We start from the raw sequence: 16,254 nt of genomic DNA on the forward strand, positions 1-16,254 counted from the left end.
CCGCGGGCGGGCCGCGGCGCCTGCCATCATGCGTCCTTCATGGCCTTGCTTCCAGCACGATATTGAAAGGTGTCTCGGCGGCGCGCCGGAAGCGACGGAAGCCACCGGCGTCGACGATCACCTGACGGAGGCGTGCCTCCCCCGCCTGCGCGCCGAGGGCCGGGCCGTGGCGCGCCAGCGACACCGGCACGCAGATCATCGACGAGGCCGCGTAATACACGCGCCCGACGGGATTCAGGTTCTCGGCTGCGCTGTCACCCGCATGGGGCTCGACGACCATGCAGGTGCCGTCGTCCTTCAGGGCACCCCGTGCGTGGCGGGCGGCGCCATCGGGGTCGGCCATGTCGTGCAGGCAGTCGAAGAACGCGATGAGGTCGAAGTCGCGGCCCGCGTATCCCGATGCATCCGCCTGTTCGAATGTCGCGTTGGTCACGCCAGCCGACTTCGCACGTTCGCGGGCGACGTCGATCGACGGCGCGTGATAGTCGTAGCCGACGAAGTGGGATGCCGGGAAAGCCTGCGCCATCAACACCGTGCTCGCGCCGTGGCCGCAACCGATGTCGGCGACCTTGCCACCGCGCCCCAGCTTGTCGACGACACCGTCGAGCGCAGGAAGCCAAGCATCGATCAGGTTCGAGTTATAGCCGGCGCGGAAGAAGCGCTCGACGCCATGGAACAGGCAGGGGTGGTGCTCGCCCCACTCCATGCCTTCACCGGTGCGGAAGTTTTCGCGCACGCGCGGATACGCGTGGAATAGCGCCAGCGCGATTTCATACGCGCCGGAGAGGTCGACCGGGCCGGCGGGATCGGCAAGGCATGCCGCTTGTTCGTCGTTGAGTCGGTACTTGCCCGCGGTCGAGTCGTAGTCCACATAACCGCCGGCGGCCTGGTTACCGAGCCACTCGCGTACGTAACGTTCGTTGGTGCCCGTGCGGGAGGCGAGCTCCGTCGGCGTCAGGGAATCCTTCGCCAAGGCTTTGTACAAGCCGAACTCGTCGCCGAGCAGGACCAGCACCGCGCTGAATGCGGCGCCGATATCGCCGACCGCCTTTCCCAGGAAAGCATTGAGTCGTTCTTCGTTGATAGGCATGAGTACACGCTCCGAAACCGGTGGGTTCGATGCGGCGAATCGTCAACGGTTCCGGCCAGCCGCGAGGCTTGGAACCGGAGACTTCGTCCTGCCGACGGAGGGTCTCTTCTGCAGTCCGCCGCATGTTTGAGCGGCGGCTGGAGTATAGCGCCGCGATGCAGGCCGGGCGTGCCTGGCGAGAGACGCGCGGGAAGGCGTATGGCTGTCGAGGACATAATGTTTGGGTGCCTTCCCGCGTCCACCTCACCAGATACGGATGCGCTCAGCGGGCTCGGTGAACAAGCGATCCCCCGCCTTCACCTGAAACGCGTCATACCAGGCATCGAGGTTGCGCACGATGGAAAGGCGCACGGCCCCGGGCGGATGGGCGTCCGTGTGCAACAAGGTGCGCAGGTATTCGGGGCGGTACGTGCTTCGCCACAGTTGCGCCCATGCGATGAAGAAGCGGCGGTCGGCGACGCGGCGCCCTTCCGCTACCGCCCCGGGTGTCGCCAGGAAGGCGTCGTGCGCGGCCTGGACGCCGGCAAGATCGGCAAGCGACTCACCGATGACAAGGTCGCCGTTGACGTGCTCTCCCGGCAACGGCGTGTACGTGGCGAGTTGTTCGACCAATGCATGTACCTTGACGTCGAACTGGCGCACGTCGGCGGCGTTCCACGTCTCGCGTAGCTGGCCAGTCGCATCGTAGTGCCTACCCTGGTCGTCGAAGAGGTGGCTCAGTTCGTGTCCGATCGTCGCACCCAGGCGCGCATAGTTGGCCGCGGGGTCGGCCGAGGGATCGAACATCGGGGGTTGCAATACGGCGGCGGGGAAAATGATTTCATTGGCCGATGCACTCGCATAGGCGTTGGGCACGCTGACCGGAGAGGTCCATTCGTCGCGCTCGATCGGGAGGTCGAGCTCTGCTACGGCGCGGGCGAATCGCCACGCGTGGATGCCCGCCACGTTTTCCACCAGTCGATCGTCGCGCAACACCGCCGCCGGAGTGGCGGGCCACGTATCGGGATAACCGATATGCAAGCGTGTGCGCTGCAGTTTCTCCCGTACTTCGCGTCGTGCCGTCTCCGATAACCACGTGGCCTCGCTTACACGCGCAACCAGGGCAGCGCGCACCGACTCCGCGATGGCCCGCGCCCGGTGCTTGGCGGCAGCAGGGAAATATCGTGCCGCGTAGGTGCGACCCAGTGTTTCCGGCAACAAGTTCGTCACCAGCTCGACGCCCCGTCGCCATGCGGGCGCCTCCGTCTGCGTGCCCCTCAGCGCCTTGCCAAAATAGTCGAATCGCGCCGCGGTGGTGTCGGCATCCAGGTATCGGCTATAGGTGCTCAGGAGCCTCAGCTTGAGATGGTCGCGAAGCACAGGCAGCGGCGTGGCGCGCACTACCGCGGCCTGTGCACGGAGGGCCTCCGGCTGCGGGACGATGATCCGATCGACGCGAGCGGCGCCAAGCCCTGCCAGCCATCGGTGCCACGCGAACCCAGGAATGCGTGCTTCCAGTTCTCGCACGCTCATCGGGTGGTACGAGTGCGCGGCATCGCGTTCCACCTCGCGGCTTACTTGCGCTCGTGCCAGGCGCAATTCGAAGGCGAGCACCGCATCGACGCGCTCGCCGGCCTCCGCTTGAGCCACGCCCGTCGACGCGAGCATGGCGATGAGGAATGTCCGGTAGGCATCGCGGCGCGCGCGGCCAGCGCCCTCCGATGCCTGGTATGCGCTGGCGTCCGGCAGGCCCAGGCCTCCCTGGCGCAAGCTCAACACCCGATGACCCGGACGCCCGTCGTCCTCGCCGATTGCTGGCAACACGAATCCAGCGACGTCGATCCGTGCGAGACGGCCTATCTCGTTGGCGAGCGCCGGACCGTCGCGGATGGTGTCGATGTCGGCCAACCATCCATGCAGCGGGCGGAGACCCTGGCGGTCTCGCGCCGGCTGATTCAGATAGCTCGCATAGAGGACTCCCACCGGCGCGCCTTCGGTCGCGGCCGCTTCGACCAGCGTGCGCGACTGCGCGAGTGCCTGGGCCTGGAGGTCGGCCCAAGTGCCGACCCAGCTGCGGTCGGAAGGCACGGCGTGGGTTTTCGCCCAAGCGCCATTGACGTACCGGTCGAAGTCATCGCCAGCTTTGACGGCGTCATCGGGAACGTCGACGACAGCGGCGGCGGGAATCACCTTGTGAGTATGTTGGGCAAGCGCGGGAAGCGCGGCCAATGCGATGAGTGCCGTGGCCAGGCCGAGGGCGGTTTTCATGGGATGCTCCTGTGGGGCGCGTGGCGCCAGTGGTGCTCAAACGCGGCGCGACTGCGTTTTGGATGTGTCCGGCAACTCATCCAAATCACGCACGGCGTTCGTTATGGCAGGACCAAGGCAGGAGAATCCCTATGCTCGACGCCCATTTCCTCGGCAGTGTCATCATCGTGCTCGCGATGCTGGTCGCCTTGCACCAGCTCGTCCGGCTAACCATGGTCGCCATGCTCCACCGCACCCTCCGCCACGCCTTGCAGGCGGGCGTGCCCTTGACTGTCGAGCAGCTCGACCGGGCCCTGGGTCGCCGGCCCACCGTCGAGCGGGCGGCCACCGACTGGCGAAACGGCTGGTTGCTCATAGCGATCGGGCTCGCTTGCGCCGGTTGCGTCGCGATCCAGGGCTCGGGCGATACGCTGCGAATGGCTGCCGGCGCCGCCCTCTTTCCGCTGCTCACCGGCGTGACGCTCCTGGCGTTGTCGAAGCGAGCGAGCCGTGGAACCTGATGCGCCCCCGATCGACGACGACACGTTGAATCGTCGCGTCATCGCAGGTGATCGTGCTGCCTTCGACGTCCTGGTCGCACGGCACGAAGCACGCTTGCGCGGCTTCTTGCGCAAGCTCACCGGGCAACCCGCGACGGCCGACGACCTCGCCCAGGAAACTTTCGTCCGCGCCTGGCAACGCTGCAGGCTCTTCGACGGCAACGGCAGCTACCCGGCATGGCTGGTACGCATCGGCTGGCGGCTGTTCCTCGACCTGGAGCGCCACGAGCACCACCTGCGCGACAAGCACGCACGGTCCGCGGGCGGCAGCGAAGCGTTCGAGCCCAACTACGGAACCCGGCTGGACATCGTGGCCGCGCTGGCGGTACTGCCGCCACGCGAGCGGGCGTGCATCCTCCTGTGCGACATGGAAGGTTGGTCGCACGGCGAAGCCGCGAAACTGCTGGACATTCCGCTCGGCACACTCAAGAGCGTCGTTGCACGTGCACGCGAGCAGCTACGCCGCCACCTCACGACAGAGGCAAGGACCTCATGACCGTTCCTGACGACGACACATTGCGCCGCCTCCTCGCCGAACCCGAACGGCCGCCCGACGGCGAGTTCGTCATGCGGACACACCGGGTGGTCTCGGTGGAAGCCCTTGCCCGGCTCGAGCGGACCGGGGCATGGCGATCGTGCGTGCGGGACCTGCTGGTGAGCACATCCATCGTCGGCGGCATGGTCGTCACTGCGCTGGTGGCGTTCCACCAGGGCACGGAGGGACTGGCGCTCGCGCTACCCCTCGCCCTCGGCGTCGCCACGTGGATGCTCGTGCATGATTTTCGCCATCCCTCTTTCGATGCCTCGGCGACTACGGAGCACGAACCCGACGAGTCCCGGCCTCCAAACGACGTGCAAAAAGAAAGCCCCTGATTGCTCAGGGGCTTTCGATCGGTGGCTGGGAGACTAGGATTCGAACCTAGATAAACGGAGTCAGAGTCCGTTGTCCTACCGTTAGACGATCTCCCAATAAACCGGGCTTTGGTGCGCTCTGACCGTGGAGCACCAAAGTGTGAAGCGTATGCTGTGGGCTTAGCGCTTCGAGAACTGCGTGGCGCGGCGGGCCTTGTGCAGACCGACCTTCTTACGCTCGACTTCGCGGGCGTCGCGGGTCATGAAACCGGCCTTGCGCAGCGGCGACTTGAGCGCTTCGTCGTATTCGACGAGGGCGCGGGCGATGCCGAGGCGGATGGCGCCGGCCTGGCCCGTGATGCCGCCACCGGCGACGGTGACCATAATATCAAACTTCTCGCTGTTGTCGGTCAGCTCGAGCGGCTGACGAACGATCATGCGCGAGGTTTCACGACCGAAGAACTGGTCGAGCGGCTTGCCGTTGACGACGATGCCACCGGTGCCCTTGCGGAGGAACACGCGGGCGGCGGAGGTCTTGCGGCGGCCGGTACCGTAATTCTGCTGGGTAGCCATGTCGATTCCTTAGAGTTCCAGCGCCTGCGGCTGCTGTGCGGTATGCGGGTGATCGGCGCCGCCGTACACCTTGAGCTTGCGGTACATGGCGCGACCCAGCGGGTTCTTCGGCAGCATGCCCTTGACGGCGATCTCGATCACGCGCTCCGGGTGCGTGGCGAGCAGGTCCTTCAGACTGGTGGTCTTCAGGTTGCCGACGTAGCCGGTGAAGCGGTGGTACATCTTGTCGTCCAGCTTCGCACCGGTGACGGCCACCTTCGCGGCGTTGATCACGACGATGTAATCGCCGGTATCGACGTGCGGGGTAAACTCGGGCTTGTGCTTGCCGCGGAGACGGCGCGCGACCTCGGTCGACAGGCGACCCAGGGTCTTGTTCGTGGCGTCGATCACGAACCAATCGCGCTTGACGCTCTCCGGCTTGGCGCTGAACGTTTTCATTTCGAAAATACCTGGTTTGCCGCCGTGGAAGGCGGAACACGGAATCGGTGAAAGCAAAGGCGCGAGAGAATAGCGAACTTTTCCCTCATCGCGCAAGCCCACGGTGGTGGTGAGCTTTGGGCCGACAATCATAACATGAGAGCCGGGAACCTTCACAAGCCTGTCGCATTCGGGGCGGGCGCGGCATGCAGCCGCAGCGCCTTCACCCACGGCGTGACAACGGGCATTGTAACGTGTGTCGTCCCCGCACGCTGGAGCCTCCGATGTCCGTCCGCAACCTCAGTCGCCTCGACCGCCTGCTGGACGGCCTGGAGCGGGCCATGGAGGCCGTTGCGGGATCGCCGGAAGCCTCGCGGCCATCGCCCGCCGCCACGCTGGCCGACGCCGCCCTGAGCGATGCCGACCGCCGCCACGCGGCGGGCCTGATGCGGATCAACCACGTCGGCGAAGTCTGCGCGCAAGCCCTTTACGTCGGCCAGGCCGCCCTCGCCCGGACGGAGGAGACCCGCCAGCACCTGATGCACGCCGCCAGGGAAGAGACCGACCACCTGGCCTGGTGCGCCGAGCGCCTGGCGCAGCTCGACAGCCGCCCCAGCCTGCTCAACCCCGTCTGGTACGCGGGCAGCTACGCCATCGGCGTCGCGGCGGCGGCCGTCGGCGACCCGATCAGCCTCGGCTTCGTCGTGGAAACGGAGCGGCAGGTGGAAGCGCACCTGGCCGACCACCTCGAACGGCTACCCCCGCAAGACGAGCGCTCGCGGGCCATCCTTGCCCAGATGCAGACCGACGAAGTGCGCCACGCCGAGGCCGCCCAGGCCCGCGGGGGGGTCGACCTTCCCTGGCCCCTGCCCGGCCTCATGCACGCCGCCTCGTCCGTGATGAAGGCCGTGGCCTACCGGGTCTAGCGGCAAAAGCCGAACCCACGTCCCTGCAAGTGGAAGTGCGTGCGGTGGGCCGCGTTGTAGTCGGGCCCCAGGAAGGCACCGAAATACCGGCAGCCGTCCGCTTGCAGCGCATGCAGGAAGCCCGCCTCGCCCGGAGCCGACCATCCTTTCGCCACGGTGACCCTCCGGCCATCGGCAAGGCGCCAGCCCGTGACGTCGATGGCGTCCGCCTGGGCGTGGCGGCTGAGTGGCGCCTGGTCGCGGTGATAGACGTTCCGGCAGGCGTAGCTGCCCACGTGGTCGACGACGCGGACGGGCGTGCCGAAGCTGCTTTCCGCGGCGGGCTCGAGCACATGGCGATGGAACAGGACCAGCGAGGCGGCCAGGGGACAGGTGAGCGTCACGGGCGAAGCGAGACGCGCGGGACCGATCGCCGAAAGACGCACGGCGTCGGTCCAGCCGCACCCATTCGGCTCCTCGCGGTCCGCCACGGGAGTGAAGACCGCACCGGCGTCCTTGATGGCCGCCCGGCACTGCGCGGGATCATCGCCGAGCCTTGCGAGCTTGAAGCGCAGGAACATGTCCGGCTCGGCCTTCAGGTCGAGCGGCGCCCAGGGGTTGTAGCGATCGGGCGGGCGCCAGCCGCGCGTCCAGACGAGGGCGGCCAGGGCGAGCAGGAGGATGAGGAGCAGGAACGGGCGCATGAAGCCACGCTACCGAACGGCGCGTGAAGGCTTGCAGGGACGCCATGAAGAAGCCCCGCATTCGCGGGGCTTTTCGTTACATCAGGTTGCGGCCGTGGAAGAGTTCTTCGATCTCCCGGCGGAGCAGCGACTCGATGCGCTGGCGTTCCTTGAAGGAGAGGTCGTCGGCCTGCGCTTCGAAGAGGTACGTGTCGAGGTCGAAGTCCTTGATGTGCATCTTCGTGTGGAAGATGTTCTCCTGGTACACGTTGACGTCGAACATCTCGTACTTCTGCCGGATGTGCTTCGCCAGGTAGTCCTGCACAGAATTGATCTTGTGGTCGATGAAGTGCTTCTTGCCCTTCACGTCGCGCGTGAAGCCGCGCACGCGGTAGTCGGCGATCACGATGTCCGACTCGAAGCTGTCGATCAGGTAGTTCAGGGCCTTCAGCGGCGAGATGACGCCGCAGGTGGCCACGTCGATGTCCGCGCGGAAGGTGGCGATGCCGTTGTGCGGATGCGTTTCCGGATACGTATGGACGGTGATGTGGCTCTTGTCCATGTGCGCGACGACGGCGCCCGAGATCGTGTCCCGGCCCAGCTTCTCGACAACCGGCTCCTCGGAAATGAGGATCGTGACCGACGCGCCCTGCGGGTCGTAATCCTGGCGCGCGATGTTCAGGATGTTCGCGCCGATGATCTCCGCCACGTCGGTGAGGATCTGGGTCAGGCGGTCGGCATCGTACTGTTCGTCGATGTACTCGATGTAGTTCTGCCGCTGCTGTTCGGAAACGGCATAGCAGATATCGTAGATGTTGAAGCTCAACGCCTTGGTAAGGTTGTTGAAACCCTGCAGGCGAAGGCGGGGAAGCGGTTTGACCACAGCGACTCTCCGAGGCCGGGGGAACGGCCAGCAGCAGACGCGGGTTAGCAGCAAGGGTCCCCGCAACGATGAAAGCACCGGACGGGGCCAAAGCCTGCCCGATGCTTGTGTACGGCGTGAGACAGGGGGTCTGGACGCCGAGGGGGTGAAATTATGGGGCAAGATGGACAGGATTTGAACACGCCAGGGCAACATCCCTCCAAATGGGTGGATTCTGGCGCCCGGATGTCTGCAATAATCGGATAGGGACATGGCGAGTCGGCGACGCATGACCGAATTCCGTCATCGCCAGCCGAAGGGGACGCCATGCCATTGAGGCTCAACGGAATCTGCTGTGGCTCAACTCAAATATATGTTGCAACAGGCGTTCGAACGGTCGCAGGCTCCCTCGAGCTTCGCACCCGACCCGACTTCCATGGGTCGATTCCTCGACGCCTGCCACCGCCGCCGTTATCCGGGAAAGACGGCAATCATCCGGCCCGGCGACCCGGCCAACACGCTCTATTACGTGGTCGACGGCTCGCTCGCCGTCTGCACGGAGGATGAAGAAGGCCGCGAACTGATCCTCGCCTACATCAACCGGGGCCAGTTCATCGGCGAAATGGGCCTTTTCGTCGAGCAGGCGCAGCGCGAGTCGCTCGTGCGCACCCGCACGGCCGTGGAAATGGCCGAAATCAGCTACGAACGGCTCTTCCAGCTGCTGGAAGGCCCGCTCGCGGCCGAATGCCCCAAGCTGCTCTTCGCCATCGGCTCGCAGCTGACCCAGCGGCTTCTGCGGACCTCCCGACAGGTGAGCCGCATGGCGTTCATGGATGTGACGAACCGGGTGTCGCGCACCCTGCTCGACCTTTGCCAGGAACCGGATGCCATGACCCATCCGGACGGCACGCAGATCCGCATCTCGCGCCAGGAAGTCAGCCGCATCGTCGGCTGCTCCCGCGAGATGGTGGGCCGGGTGCTCAAGCAGCTCGAAGAAGAGCGGATGATCGACGTTTCGGGCAAGACCATCGTGGTCCGCGGCACCCGTTGAGGGGCCGCGACCCCACTCACTTGCCGCGGTACACCATGTAGACGTCGGCCCGCTCGTAATGCGAGCCGGGCCGTACGGCGGGCTCTCGGACGAAGCCGGCGCGCTCGTACATGCCGAGGGCACGATCCAGCTTGCTGTTCGATTCCAGGAAGAGCTCCCGACCGCCCCGGCGCCGGTATTCGGCGATCGCGGCATCGAGCAGCGCACGCCCCGCGCCCAGTCCGCGAAAATTCTCGTCCACGCCCATCTTCGACAGCTCGAAGACGCCGTCGTCCTCGCGAATGAGTGCACAGGTGCCCACCACTTCGCCCGCATAGAGGGCGAAGAAGATGGCGCCGCCGCGCGCGACGATCAGCCCCTCCGGATCGGCGAACAACGCCCGGTCCACCGCCTCCACGCGGAAATGGCGCTCGAGCCATTGCTGGTTGAGGCGACGGAAGTGGTCGCTCAACGCCGGGTCGAATGGGACGACCTCGACCCCGGCGCGACTGAGCGCGTCGCGCTGGTCGAGGATGGGCGCCACGAGGGGCCGGTCGCGCAGGGCCTGTTCGCAATCCTCGATGTCCTGGAGCATGGCCGCGACGCGCGGACCCAGCGTGTCGTTCATGCCGCGCCGGATCGCCAGCCACACCGGCCCCAGCGCGCCCAGCGCCCGCTCGCCGGCGTCGGTCAGCGCCAGGACGCTGCGCCGTCCGTCATGCGGATCGCGACCCCGCACCACCATGCCGGCCTCGACCAGCCGGTCGGCCAGCTGACTGACCGCCGAGTGCGTCTGCCCGATGGCCAGGGCCATGTCGGTGACGGTGGTGGGGCCTACGTCGCGGAGGTAGCGCATCACCGGGAACCAGCGCGATTCGATCCCGGCGCCACAGGCGCGGTAGACCTCGTCGATGGCCGTATAGAACTGGTCGCTCAAGGCCTTGAGCCGACTGCCGAGCGCCAGCTCGCGCAGGGAGGAGAGGTACATCGGTGATCTCGCCAAGTGTGAAGGATCAGGCTAGCTGTCGCGGATCGCCGCACGCAAGCGCCAGAAGTCGCCCTTCATGCCGCCGTGGCGCCCACCTCGTATATGGTGGCCCTCGGAACCACCGGAGGACGAAACCATGGACTGGAACCAATTCCTTATCTTCGTCGGCGTCGGCCTGCTCGCACAGCTGGTCGACGGCGCGCTCGGCATGGCCTACGGCATCGTTTCGAACGCCGTACTGCTGGCGCTCGGCCTGCCGCCGGCAGTCGCCAGCGCGACGGTGCACACCGCCGAGGTCTTCACGACCGGCGTCTCCGGCGGCGCGCATGCCCTGTTCGGCAACGTCGACTGGAAGGCGTTTCGCCGTCTCGCCATTCCCGGCGTGGTCGGCGGCATCATCGGCGCCTGGTTCCTTGCCAGCGTGCCGGGCGAGGCGCTGAAGCCGTTCGTCTACGCCTACCTCCTCATCCTCGGCATCGTCGTGCTGGTGCGCGCCGCGGGCCGGGTGGTGTCGCACCACCGCGTGCGCCACAAGGGCATCCTGGGATTCGTCGCGGGCCTTCTCGACGCCATCGGCGGGGGCGGCTGGGGTCCCATCGCCACGTCCACCTTGCTTGCCCGCGGTGGCCCGGTGCGGCAGACGATCGGCACGGTGAACGCGGCCGAATTCGTGGTCACCATCGCCATCTCGACGACCCTCATCGCGCACATGGGCGTCCACCACTGGCCGATAGTGCTGGGACTGCTCACTGGTGGCGTGCTGGCCGCGCCGCTGGCGGCGTGGCTCGTGCGGCACCTGCCCCCGCGCTACGTGATGACCGCGGTCGGCTGCCTCATCGTGGGGATCAGTCTCTACCAGCTCGGACGCTATGCCCTGGCTTGACCCTCAGTACCAGTGCAACACCTCGAGCTTCTCGCCAAGCAGGCGGCTGGCCTTCTTCAGGGTCTTCGGCGTCGGATTCACGAGGCGCGCCAGATCGGCGGCCTTCAGTATCGGGATATCCGACAGGGAGTCGCCATAAGCGATCGTCCACGGACGCGCGATGCCGGCGCGGTAGAGCGTGCGCACCTTGGCATGGTGGACGTTGTGGAGGACGAAGCGCATGCCGAAGAGTCCCATGCGGGTCCGCGAGGCGACGAGCTCATAGCCCGTCAACCTGACCTCGTCGAGCATCGCCTCCACCATCTGTTGATCGTTGCCGGTGACGATCACCACGCGGTCGCCGGCATCGACATGCCGACGTAGCGCCGCCACGGCGTCGCGGCAAAACACGCCGGGGCGCCGCGCGTAGGTGCGACCGAAAGCCTGCATGAGGCGCCGGCATCCGGCATCGCTGCGCCCGAAGGTGACGACGCGCAGGAACACGCGGCTGAGGAACCGGTTGCCCGCCACGCTTCCGATGAGCAGCGGGACGAACGGCACGAGCGGAAACGCCAGCAACAACCGCCAGCGACCGATGCCCGAAAGGCGCTCGCGGTAGAACAGCTCCAGGGTTTGGTGGCGCACGATGACGCCATCGAAATCGAACAAGACGACGCGCTGCGCGTCGACGGCGGCCTCTTCGACGGTCGCCGTTTCCATCCGCTGGTCCATGCGTTCCTTAGTGTCGGTGCGGTGCGGGATGAGGGTGCACGCCGAACAGCTTCTGCAGTTCGGCACCGGGGTCCGCCGCGCGCATGAAGGCCTCGCCCACCAGGAAGGTATGGATGCCCGCTTCGCGCAGCTTGCGCACGTCTTCCACCGTATGGATGCCAGATTCCGCGACGATCGCCGTCTCCGGCCCGACGCGGTCCTTCAGGCGCAGCGACGTACCGAGGGACGTCTCGAACGTGCGCAGGTTGCGATTGTTCACGCCGATCAACGGTGCGGGCGTACCCAGGGCGATCTCCAGTTCCTCTTCGTTATGGACTTCCATGAGCACGTCGAGGTCGAGCTCCGCCGCGAGCAGCGAAAGCTCCGTCAGTCGCCCTTCGTCATAGATGCGATCGCCGTCCGATTCCTTTTGCGCGAACGCGGCGACGATGAGCAGGATGCAGTCGGCACCGATCGTGCGGGCCTCGTACACCTGGTACTCGTCCACGATGAAATCCTTGCGCAGGATCGGCAACGAACAGGCATCGTGCGCCTGGCGCACGAAATCCTCGTGCCCCTGGAAGAAATCGGCGTCGGTGAGCACGGACAGACAGGTGGCACCGCCGGCCTCGTAGCTGCGCGCGATGGCCGCCGGGTCGAAATCCTCGCGGATCAGGCCCTTGCTCGGGCTCGCCTTCTTGATCTCGGCGATGACCGCCGGATCGCCGTCATGCAGGCGCGCATCGATCGCGGCAACGAAGCCTCGCGTCGGCTCGAGATCGGCGATACGCGCGGCGAGGTCGTCGAGCGTGTGCTTACGGCTGCGCTCTGCGATCTCTTCCAGTTTGCGCTCGAGGATGCGATGAAGGATGTCGGGCATCGGGGGAGTTCCTAGGGTAAGGCCGGGGGACCTGGGGAGCCCCGACGATATCAGGCACCGAGCCGCTGCGTCTCGGCCACGAACGCGTCCATTTTTGCACGAGCCGCGCCACTTGCAATGGTGGCGCGGGCAAGGTCGATGCCCGCCTGTATCGATGGGGTGACATCGGCCGTGTAAAGCGCCGCGCCGGCGTTGAGGCAGACGATGTCATGGGGCACGCCCGGCACACCGCTGATCGCGTCGAGCAGCATGGCTTTCGAGCCCTCGGCGTCATCCACGCGCAGATTGCGGCTGGAGGCCATCGCAAGGCCGAAATCCTCCGGCTCGATCTCGTATTCGTGCACCGTGCCGTCGCGGAGTTCACCCACCAGGGTGGCCGCGCCCAGCGATATCTCGTCCATGCCGTCACGGCCCCAGACCACCATGGCATGACGGGCGCCGAGCGCCTGCAAGACGCGGATCTGGATGCCCACGAGGTCGGGGTGGAACACGCCCATGAGGATGTTAGGGGCGCCGGCGGGGTTGGTCAGCGGCCCGAGGATGTTGAAGATCGTGCGGACGCCCATTTCCTTCCGCACCGGCGACACCACCTTCATCGCCGGATGGTGGTTCGGCGCGAACATGAATCCGATGTCGACCTGCGCCATGCAGACGGCCACCTGGGCGGGCAGCAGGTCGATGCGGGCGCCGAGCGCCTCGAGCACGTCGGCACTGCCCGATTTGGACGAAACGCTGCGGCCGCCATGCTTGGCGACCCTGGCACCCGCGGCCGCGGCGACGAACATCGAGGCCGTCGAGATGTTGAACGTGGAGGCGCCGTCGCCGCCCGTGCCCACGATGTCGAGGAAATGCGGGTGCGGACCAACGTCCACTTTTGACGAAAGATCGCGCATGACACGCGCGGCACCGGTGATTTCGCCAACGGTTTCCTTCTTCACGCGCAGGCCGGTGAGGATCGCGGCGGTCATCAGCGGGCTCACGTCGCCGCGCATGATCTGGTGCATCAGCTCGATCATCTCGTCATGGAAGATCTCGCGATGCTCGATCGTGCGCTGGAGCGCCTCGGAAGGAGTGATGGGCATGGAGCGCGATCCTTTACGCGGCGAGCGGCAGCGGCATGCCGAGGAAATTGCGCAGCAGGTCGTGGCCGTGCTGGGTGAGGATCGATTCGGGATGGAACTGCACTCCCTCGATGTCGAGCGTGCGGTGGCGCAAACCCATGATCTCGTCGATCGAGCCGTCCTCGCGCTCCGTCCATGCGGTGACTTCGAGGCAGTCGGGCACCGAGTCCTTTTCGACCACCAGCGAGTGGTAGCGCGTGGCCTCGAAGGGGTTGGGCAGGCCGGCGAATACGCCCTGACCGAGATGCCGTACCGGCGAGGTCTTGCCGTGCATGATTTCGCGCGCCCGGATCACCTTCCCCCCGAACACCTGGCCGATGGCCTGGTGCCCGAGGCAGACGCCAAAAATGGGCAGCTCGCCCGCCATCTCGCGCAGGATGTCCATCGATACGCCGGAATCGTCCGGCGTTCCCGGCCCCGGCGAAATCATGATCCGCGAAGGCGCCAGCGCGCGGATGTCCGCCACGGTGAGCGCGTCGTTCCGTACGACCTTGACCTCCTGCCCCAGCTCGCCGAGGTACTGGACGAGGTTGAAGGTGAAGCTGTCGTAGTTGTCGATCATGAGGAGCATGGGATCACCAAGCCGTTGTTTTGCAACGAATGACATGAAGAACTTCAAGCTTCGACGATGGCTGGCCATCGAGCGGAACCTTGGGGAGCTGGCATTATCCATTGAAGTGCGATTCGCATCGACACCCCTCCTCCCCAAGGAATCCCCATGGAACACCGTCAACTCGGCCGCTCCGGCCTCAAAGTCCCCGTCCTCAGCCTCGGCACCGGCACCTTCGGCGGCTCCGGCGAATTCTTCGAGCGCTGGGGCTCCACCCAGGTCGCTGAGGCGAAACGCATCGTCGACCTCTGCCTCGAGCACGGCCTCAACATGTTCGACACGGCGGACATCTATTCGCGCGGCATGGCCGAGGAAGTGCTCGGCGAGGCGCTCAAGGGGCGCCGCGACCAGGCGCTGATCGCCACTAAGTCCACCTTCTCCATGGGCGACGGCCCGAACGACAAGGGGTCGTCGCGCTACCACATCATCCGGGCATGCGAGGCGAGCCTGCGCCGCCTGCAGACGGACCATATCGACCTGTACTTCATGCACGGCTTCGACGCGCTCACGCCGGTGGAGGAAACGCTGCGTGCCCTCGACGACCTGATCTCCAGCGGCAAGATCGGTTACATCGGTGCGTCGAACTTCTCCGGCTGGCACCTCATGAAGTCGCTCGCCGCGTCGGAAAAGTACGGCCTCGGCCGCTACGTGGCCTATCAGGGTTTCTACTCACTTGTCGGCCGCGACTACGAGTGGGAGCTGATGCCGTTGGCGCTCGACCAGGGCGTGGGCACCATGGTGTGGAGCGCCCTGGGCTGGGGTCGCCTCACCGGCAAGATCCGCCGCGGCAAACCTGCCGACGCCGGGCGTATCGCCGCCGGCGGCGCCGTCGGCGGTCCGCCGGTGGACGAGGAAAAGCTGTACGACATCGTCGACGTGCTGGACGAGATCGCCCAGGAACGGGGCAAGACGATCACCCAGGTCGCCCTCAACTGGGTGCTGAGCCGCCCCTCCATCTCGAACATCGTGATCGGCGCGCGCGACGAGACCCAGCTCACGCAGAACCTTGGCGCGGTCGGCTGGACCTTGACGGCGGACGAAGTCGCCCGCCTCGACAGCGTGAGCCAGGCCACGCCGCCTTACCCGTACTGGCACCAGAAGGGCTTCGACGAGCGCAATCCGAAGCCGACCACCTGGTAAACCTGGGGGAGGCACGCTGGCGCGTTCGTCGCGAGCACCTTCGCGCGCCAGCGCGCTTTCCACAACCGCGGCATCGCGCTCGGCGGCGAACACGACACGCATTCCTGATATCCATCGCCGAGCCTGAAAGGATTCCGGACGGTGCCCGGTCAGCCTTGGTTGAACCCGACCAAGGACCACCATGATGAGCACCTCGTCCGCCGGCGCCCGCCTGACCTCCCTCCTGTTCGCGCGCCCCGCGCGCCTCTCGCGCTGGGCACCGCTGGTGCTTCGCCTGGTCATCGGCGGCGGCTTCATGCAGCACGGGTTCGCGAAGCTCCTGCGCGGGCCGGAGATGTTCGCCGGAATCCTGGCCGCCATCGGCGTGCCGGCACCGGAACTGATGGCATGGCTGACCGTCGCGATCGAAATCCTCGGAGGATTCGCCATCGTCATCGGTGCCTTCGTCACGCTCGCCAGCATCCCGATGATCGTCGTCCTGCTCGTCGCGACGTTCACCGTGCACCTGCCCTACGGGTTCAGTTCGATCAAGCTGATGTCCGTGCGGGATGGCGTGGCGCACTTCGGTCAGCCGGGTTACGAGTGCGACTTGCTTTATCTCGCGGGGATCGTGGCGCTGGTGTTGTGGGGTGCGGGGCCGTGGAGCGTGGACGGGCGATTCGCGCGCAGGCTGGACGGCGCAAGGTAAATCCCTCTTCACTTGCCCGGCGCGACCGCAGCGCCGATGCTGGATATCGACTTCGC

Annotated in this window: 19 protein-coding genes and 1 tRNA gene; 8 read left to right on the forward strand and 12 right to left on the reverse strand. The window is 66.3% G+C overall.

Annotated features, from left to right (window positions below; translation table 11 throughout):
- Positions 1-37 precede the first annotated feature (37 nt).
- Both ACQKIE_RS14555 and ACQKIE_RS14560 read right to left on the reverse strand, forming a co-directional pair.
- Positions 38-1,090 carry a class I SAM-dependent methyltransferase gene (locus tag ACQKIE_RS14555; RefSeq protein ID WP_427460313.1) on the reverse strand — a complete coding sequence of 351 codons (1,053 nt, stop codon included), beginning with the start codon at positions 1,088-1,090 and terminating at the stop codon, positions 38-40.
- Positions 1,091-1,333: 243 nt separating this feature from the next.
- Complete coding sequence (locus ACQKIE_RS14560) at positions 1,334-3,337, reverse strand: M13 family metallopeptidase (RefSeq protein WP_427460315.1); 2,004 nt, start codon at positions 3,335-3,337, stop codon at positions 1,334-1,336.
- Positions 3,338-3,468: 131 nt separating this feature from the next.
- Here ACQKIE_RS14560 and ACQKIE_RS14565 point away from each other — a divergent pair, with 131 nt between their 5' ends.
- Genes ACQKIE_RS14565 through ACQKIE_RS14575 form a run of 3 tightly spaced genes read left to right on the forward strand, consistent with a single transcriptional unit; the run spans position 3,469 to position 4,749 of the window.
- Positions 3,469-3,837, forward strand: coding sequence for a hypothetical protein (locus tag ACQKIE_RS14565; RefSeq protein ID WP_427460317.1), 369 nt, complete (start codon positions 3,469-3,471; stop codon positions 3,835-3,837).
- Positions 3,827-4,372, forward strand: coding sequence for an RNA polymerase sigma factor (locus ACQKIE_RS14570; protein WP_427460319.1), 546 nt, complete (start codon positions 3,827-3,829; stop codon positions 4,370-4,372). The genes ACQKIE_RS14565 and ACQKIE_RS14570 overlap by 11 nt, the downstream gene beginning before the upstream one ends.
- Positions 4,369-4,749, forward strand: a complete 381-nt coding sequence (locus ACQKIE_RS14575) for a hypothetical protein (RefSeq protein ID WP_427460321.1) — start codon at positions 4,369-4,371, stop codon at positions 4,747-4,749. Before ACQKIE_RS14570 ends, ACQKIE_RS14575 begins: the two co-directional genes overlap by 4 nt.
- Before the next feature lie 22 nt (positions 4,750-4,771).
- Here ACQKIE_RS14575 and ACQKIE_RS14580 read toward each other — a convergent pair.
- From ACQKIE_RS14580 to rplM, 3 genes are all read right to left on the reverse strand, one after another.
- Positions 4,772-4,845 (reverse strand) — tRNA-Gln (locus tag ACQKIE_RS14580).
- A 63-nt stretch (positions 4,846-4,908) separates the two neighbouring features.
- Positions 4,909-5,301, reverse strand: coding sequence for a 30S ribosomal protein S9 (gene rpsI, locus ACQKIE_RS14585; protein ID WP_144916175.1), 393 nt, complete (start codon positions 5,299-5,301; stop codon positions 4,909-4,911).
- A gap of 9 nt (positions 5,302-5,310) precedes the next feature.
- A complete protein-coding gene (gene rplM, locus ACQKIE_RS14590) occupies positions 5,311-5,739 on the reverse strand; it encodes a 50S ribosomal protein L13 (RefSeq protein ID WP_427460324.1) in 429 nt (142 codons plus the stop codon).
- Between the two features lie 263 nt (positions 5,740-6,002).
- On the opposite strand from rplM, the gene coq7 reads away from it, so the two are divergent.
- Entirely contained in the window at positions 6,003-6,644 is a 642-nt protein-coding gene (gene coq7 / locus ACQKIE_RS14595) for a 2-polyprenyl-3-methyl-6-methoxy-1,4-benzoquinone monooxygenase (protein WP_427460326.1), read from the forward strand.
- On the opposite strand, the gene ACQKIE_RS14600 is transcribed toward coq7, so the two are convergent.
- Together ACQKIE_RS14600 and speD are read right to left on the reverse strand one after the other, a co-directional pair.
- On the reverse strand, positions 6,641-7,327 hold the full coding sequence (locus tag ACQKIE_RS14600; RefSeq protein WP_427460328.1) for an extensin family protein: 687 nt from the start codon (positions 7,325-7,327) through the stop codon (positions 6,641-6,643). The two genes, coq7 and ACQKIE_RS14600, sit on opposite strands and share 4 nt — an antisense overlap.
- A gap of 76 nt (positions 7,328-7,403) precedes the next feature.
- Positions 7,404-8,189 (reverse strand): adenosylmethionine decarboxylase, encoded by a 786-nt coding sequence (speD, locus tag ACQKIE_RS14605; protein WP_036109987.1) that lies wholly within the window; start codon positions 8,187-8,189, stop codon positions 7,404-7,406.
- Positions 8,190-8,541: 352 nt separating this feature from the next.
- Here speD and crp point away from each other — a divergent pair, with 352 nt between their 5' ends.
- Positions 8,542-9,219, forward strand: a complete 678-nt coding sequence (crp, locus tag ACQKIE_RS14610; protein ID WP_427460509.1) for a cAMP-activated global transcriptional regulator CRP — start codon at positions 8,542-8,544, stop codon at positions 9,217-9,219.
- A gap of 16 nt (positions 9,220-9,235) precedes the next feature.
- Here crp and ACQKIE_RS14615 read toward each other — a convergent pair whose 3' ends face one another.
- Entirely contained in the window at positions 9,236-10,186 is a 951-nt protein-coding gene (locus ACQKIE_RS14615; protein ID WP_427460330.1) for a bifunctional helix-turn-helix transcriptional regulator/GNAT family N-acetyltransferase, read from the reverse strand.
- A gap of 136 nt (positions 10,187-10,322) precedes the next feature.
- Between ACQKIE_RS14615 and ACQKIE_RS14620 the strand changes: the two genes are divergently transcribed.
- Positions 10,323-11,069: a sulfite exporter TauE/SafE family protein gene (locus ACQKIE_RS14620; RefSeq protein WP_427460332.1), complete on the forward strand. Its 747-nt coding sequence runs from the start codon at positions 10,323-10,325 to the stop codon at positions 11,067-11,069.
- Between the two features lie 3 nt (positions 11,070-11,072).
- On the opposite strand, the gene ACQKIE_RS14625 is transcribed toward ACQKIE_RS14620, so the two are convergent.
- From ACQKIE_RS14625 to ACQKIE_RS14640, 4 genes are read right to left on the reverse strand one after another with little or no spacing between them, the layout of a single operon-like run.
- Positions 11,073-11,780, reverse strand: coding sequence for a haloacid dehalogenase-like hydrolase (locus tag ACQKIE_RS14625; protein WP_427460334.1), 708 nt, complete (start codon positions 11,778-11,780; stop codon positions 11,073-11,075).
- A 7-nt stretch (positions 11,781-11,787) separates the two neighbouring features.
- On the reverse strand, positions 11,788-12,639 hold the full coding sequence (trpC, locus tag ACQKIE_RS14630) for an indole-3-glycerol phosphate synthase TrpC (RefSeq protein WP_427460336.1): 852 nt from the start codon (positions 12,637-12,639) through the stop codon (positions 11,788-11,790).
- A 50-nt stretch (positions 12,640-12,689) separates the two neighbouring features.
- The gene (trpD, locus tag ACQKIE_RS14635) at positions 12,690-13,721 is read right to left on the reverse strand and encodes an anthranilate phosphoribosyltransferase (RefSeq protein ID WP_427460338.1); all 1,032 of its coding nucleotides are present in this window, start codon (positions 13,719-13,721) and stop codon (positions 12,690-12,692) included.
- Between the two features lie 13 nt (positions 13,722-13,734).
- A complete protein-coding gene (locus ACQKIE_RS14640; protein WP_427460340.1) occupies positions 13,735-14,331 on the reverse strand; it encodes an anthranilate synthase component II in 597 nt (198 codons plus the stop codon).
- 147 nt (positions 14,332-14,478) lie between these two features.
- On the opposite strand from ACQKIE_RS14640, the gene ACQKIE_RS14645 reads away from it, so the two are divergent.
- Both ACQKIE_RS14645 and ACQKIE_RS14650 read left to right on the forward strand, forming a co-directional pair.
- Entirely contained in the window at positions 14,479-15,510 is a 1,032-nt protein-coding gene (locus ACQKIE_RS14645) for an aldo/keto reductase (protein ID WP_427460342.1), read from the forward strand.
- A gap of 184 nt (positions 15,511-15,694) precedes the next feature.
- Positions 15,695-16,198: a DoxX family protein gene (locus ACQKIE_RS14650; RefSeq protein WP_427460344.1), complete on the forward strand. Its 504-nt coding sequence runs from the start codon at positions 15,695-15,697 to the stop codon at positions 16,196-16,198.
- Positions 16,199-16,254: the final 56 nt, after the last annotated feature.

Origin of the sequence: Luteibacter sp. NPDC031894 (assembly GCF_050273135.1) — a bacterium.
Classification (GTDB): Bacteria; Pseudomonadota; Gammaproteobacteria; order Xanthomonadales; family Rhodanobacteraceae; genus Luteibacter.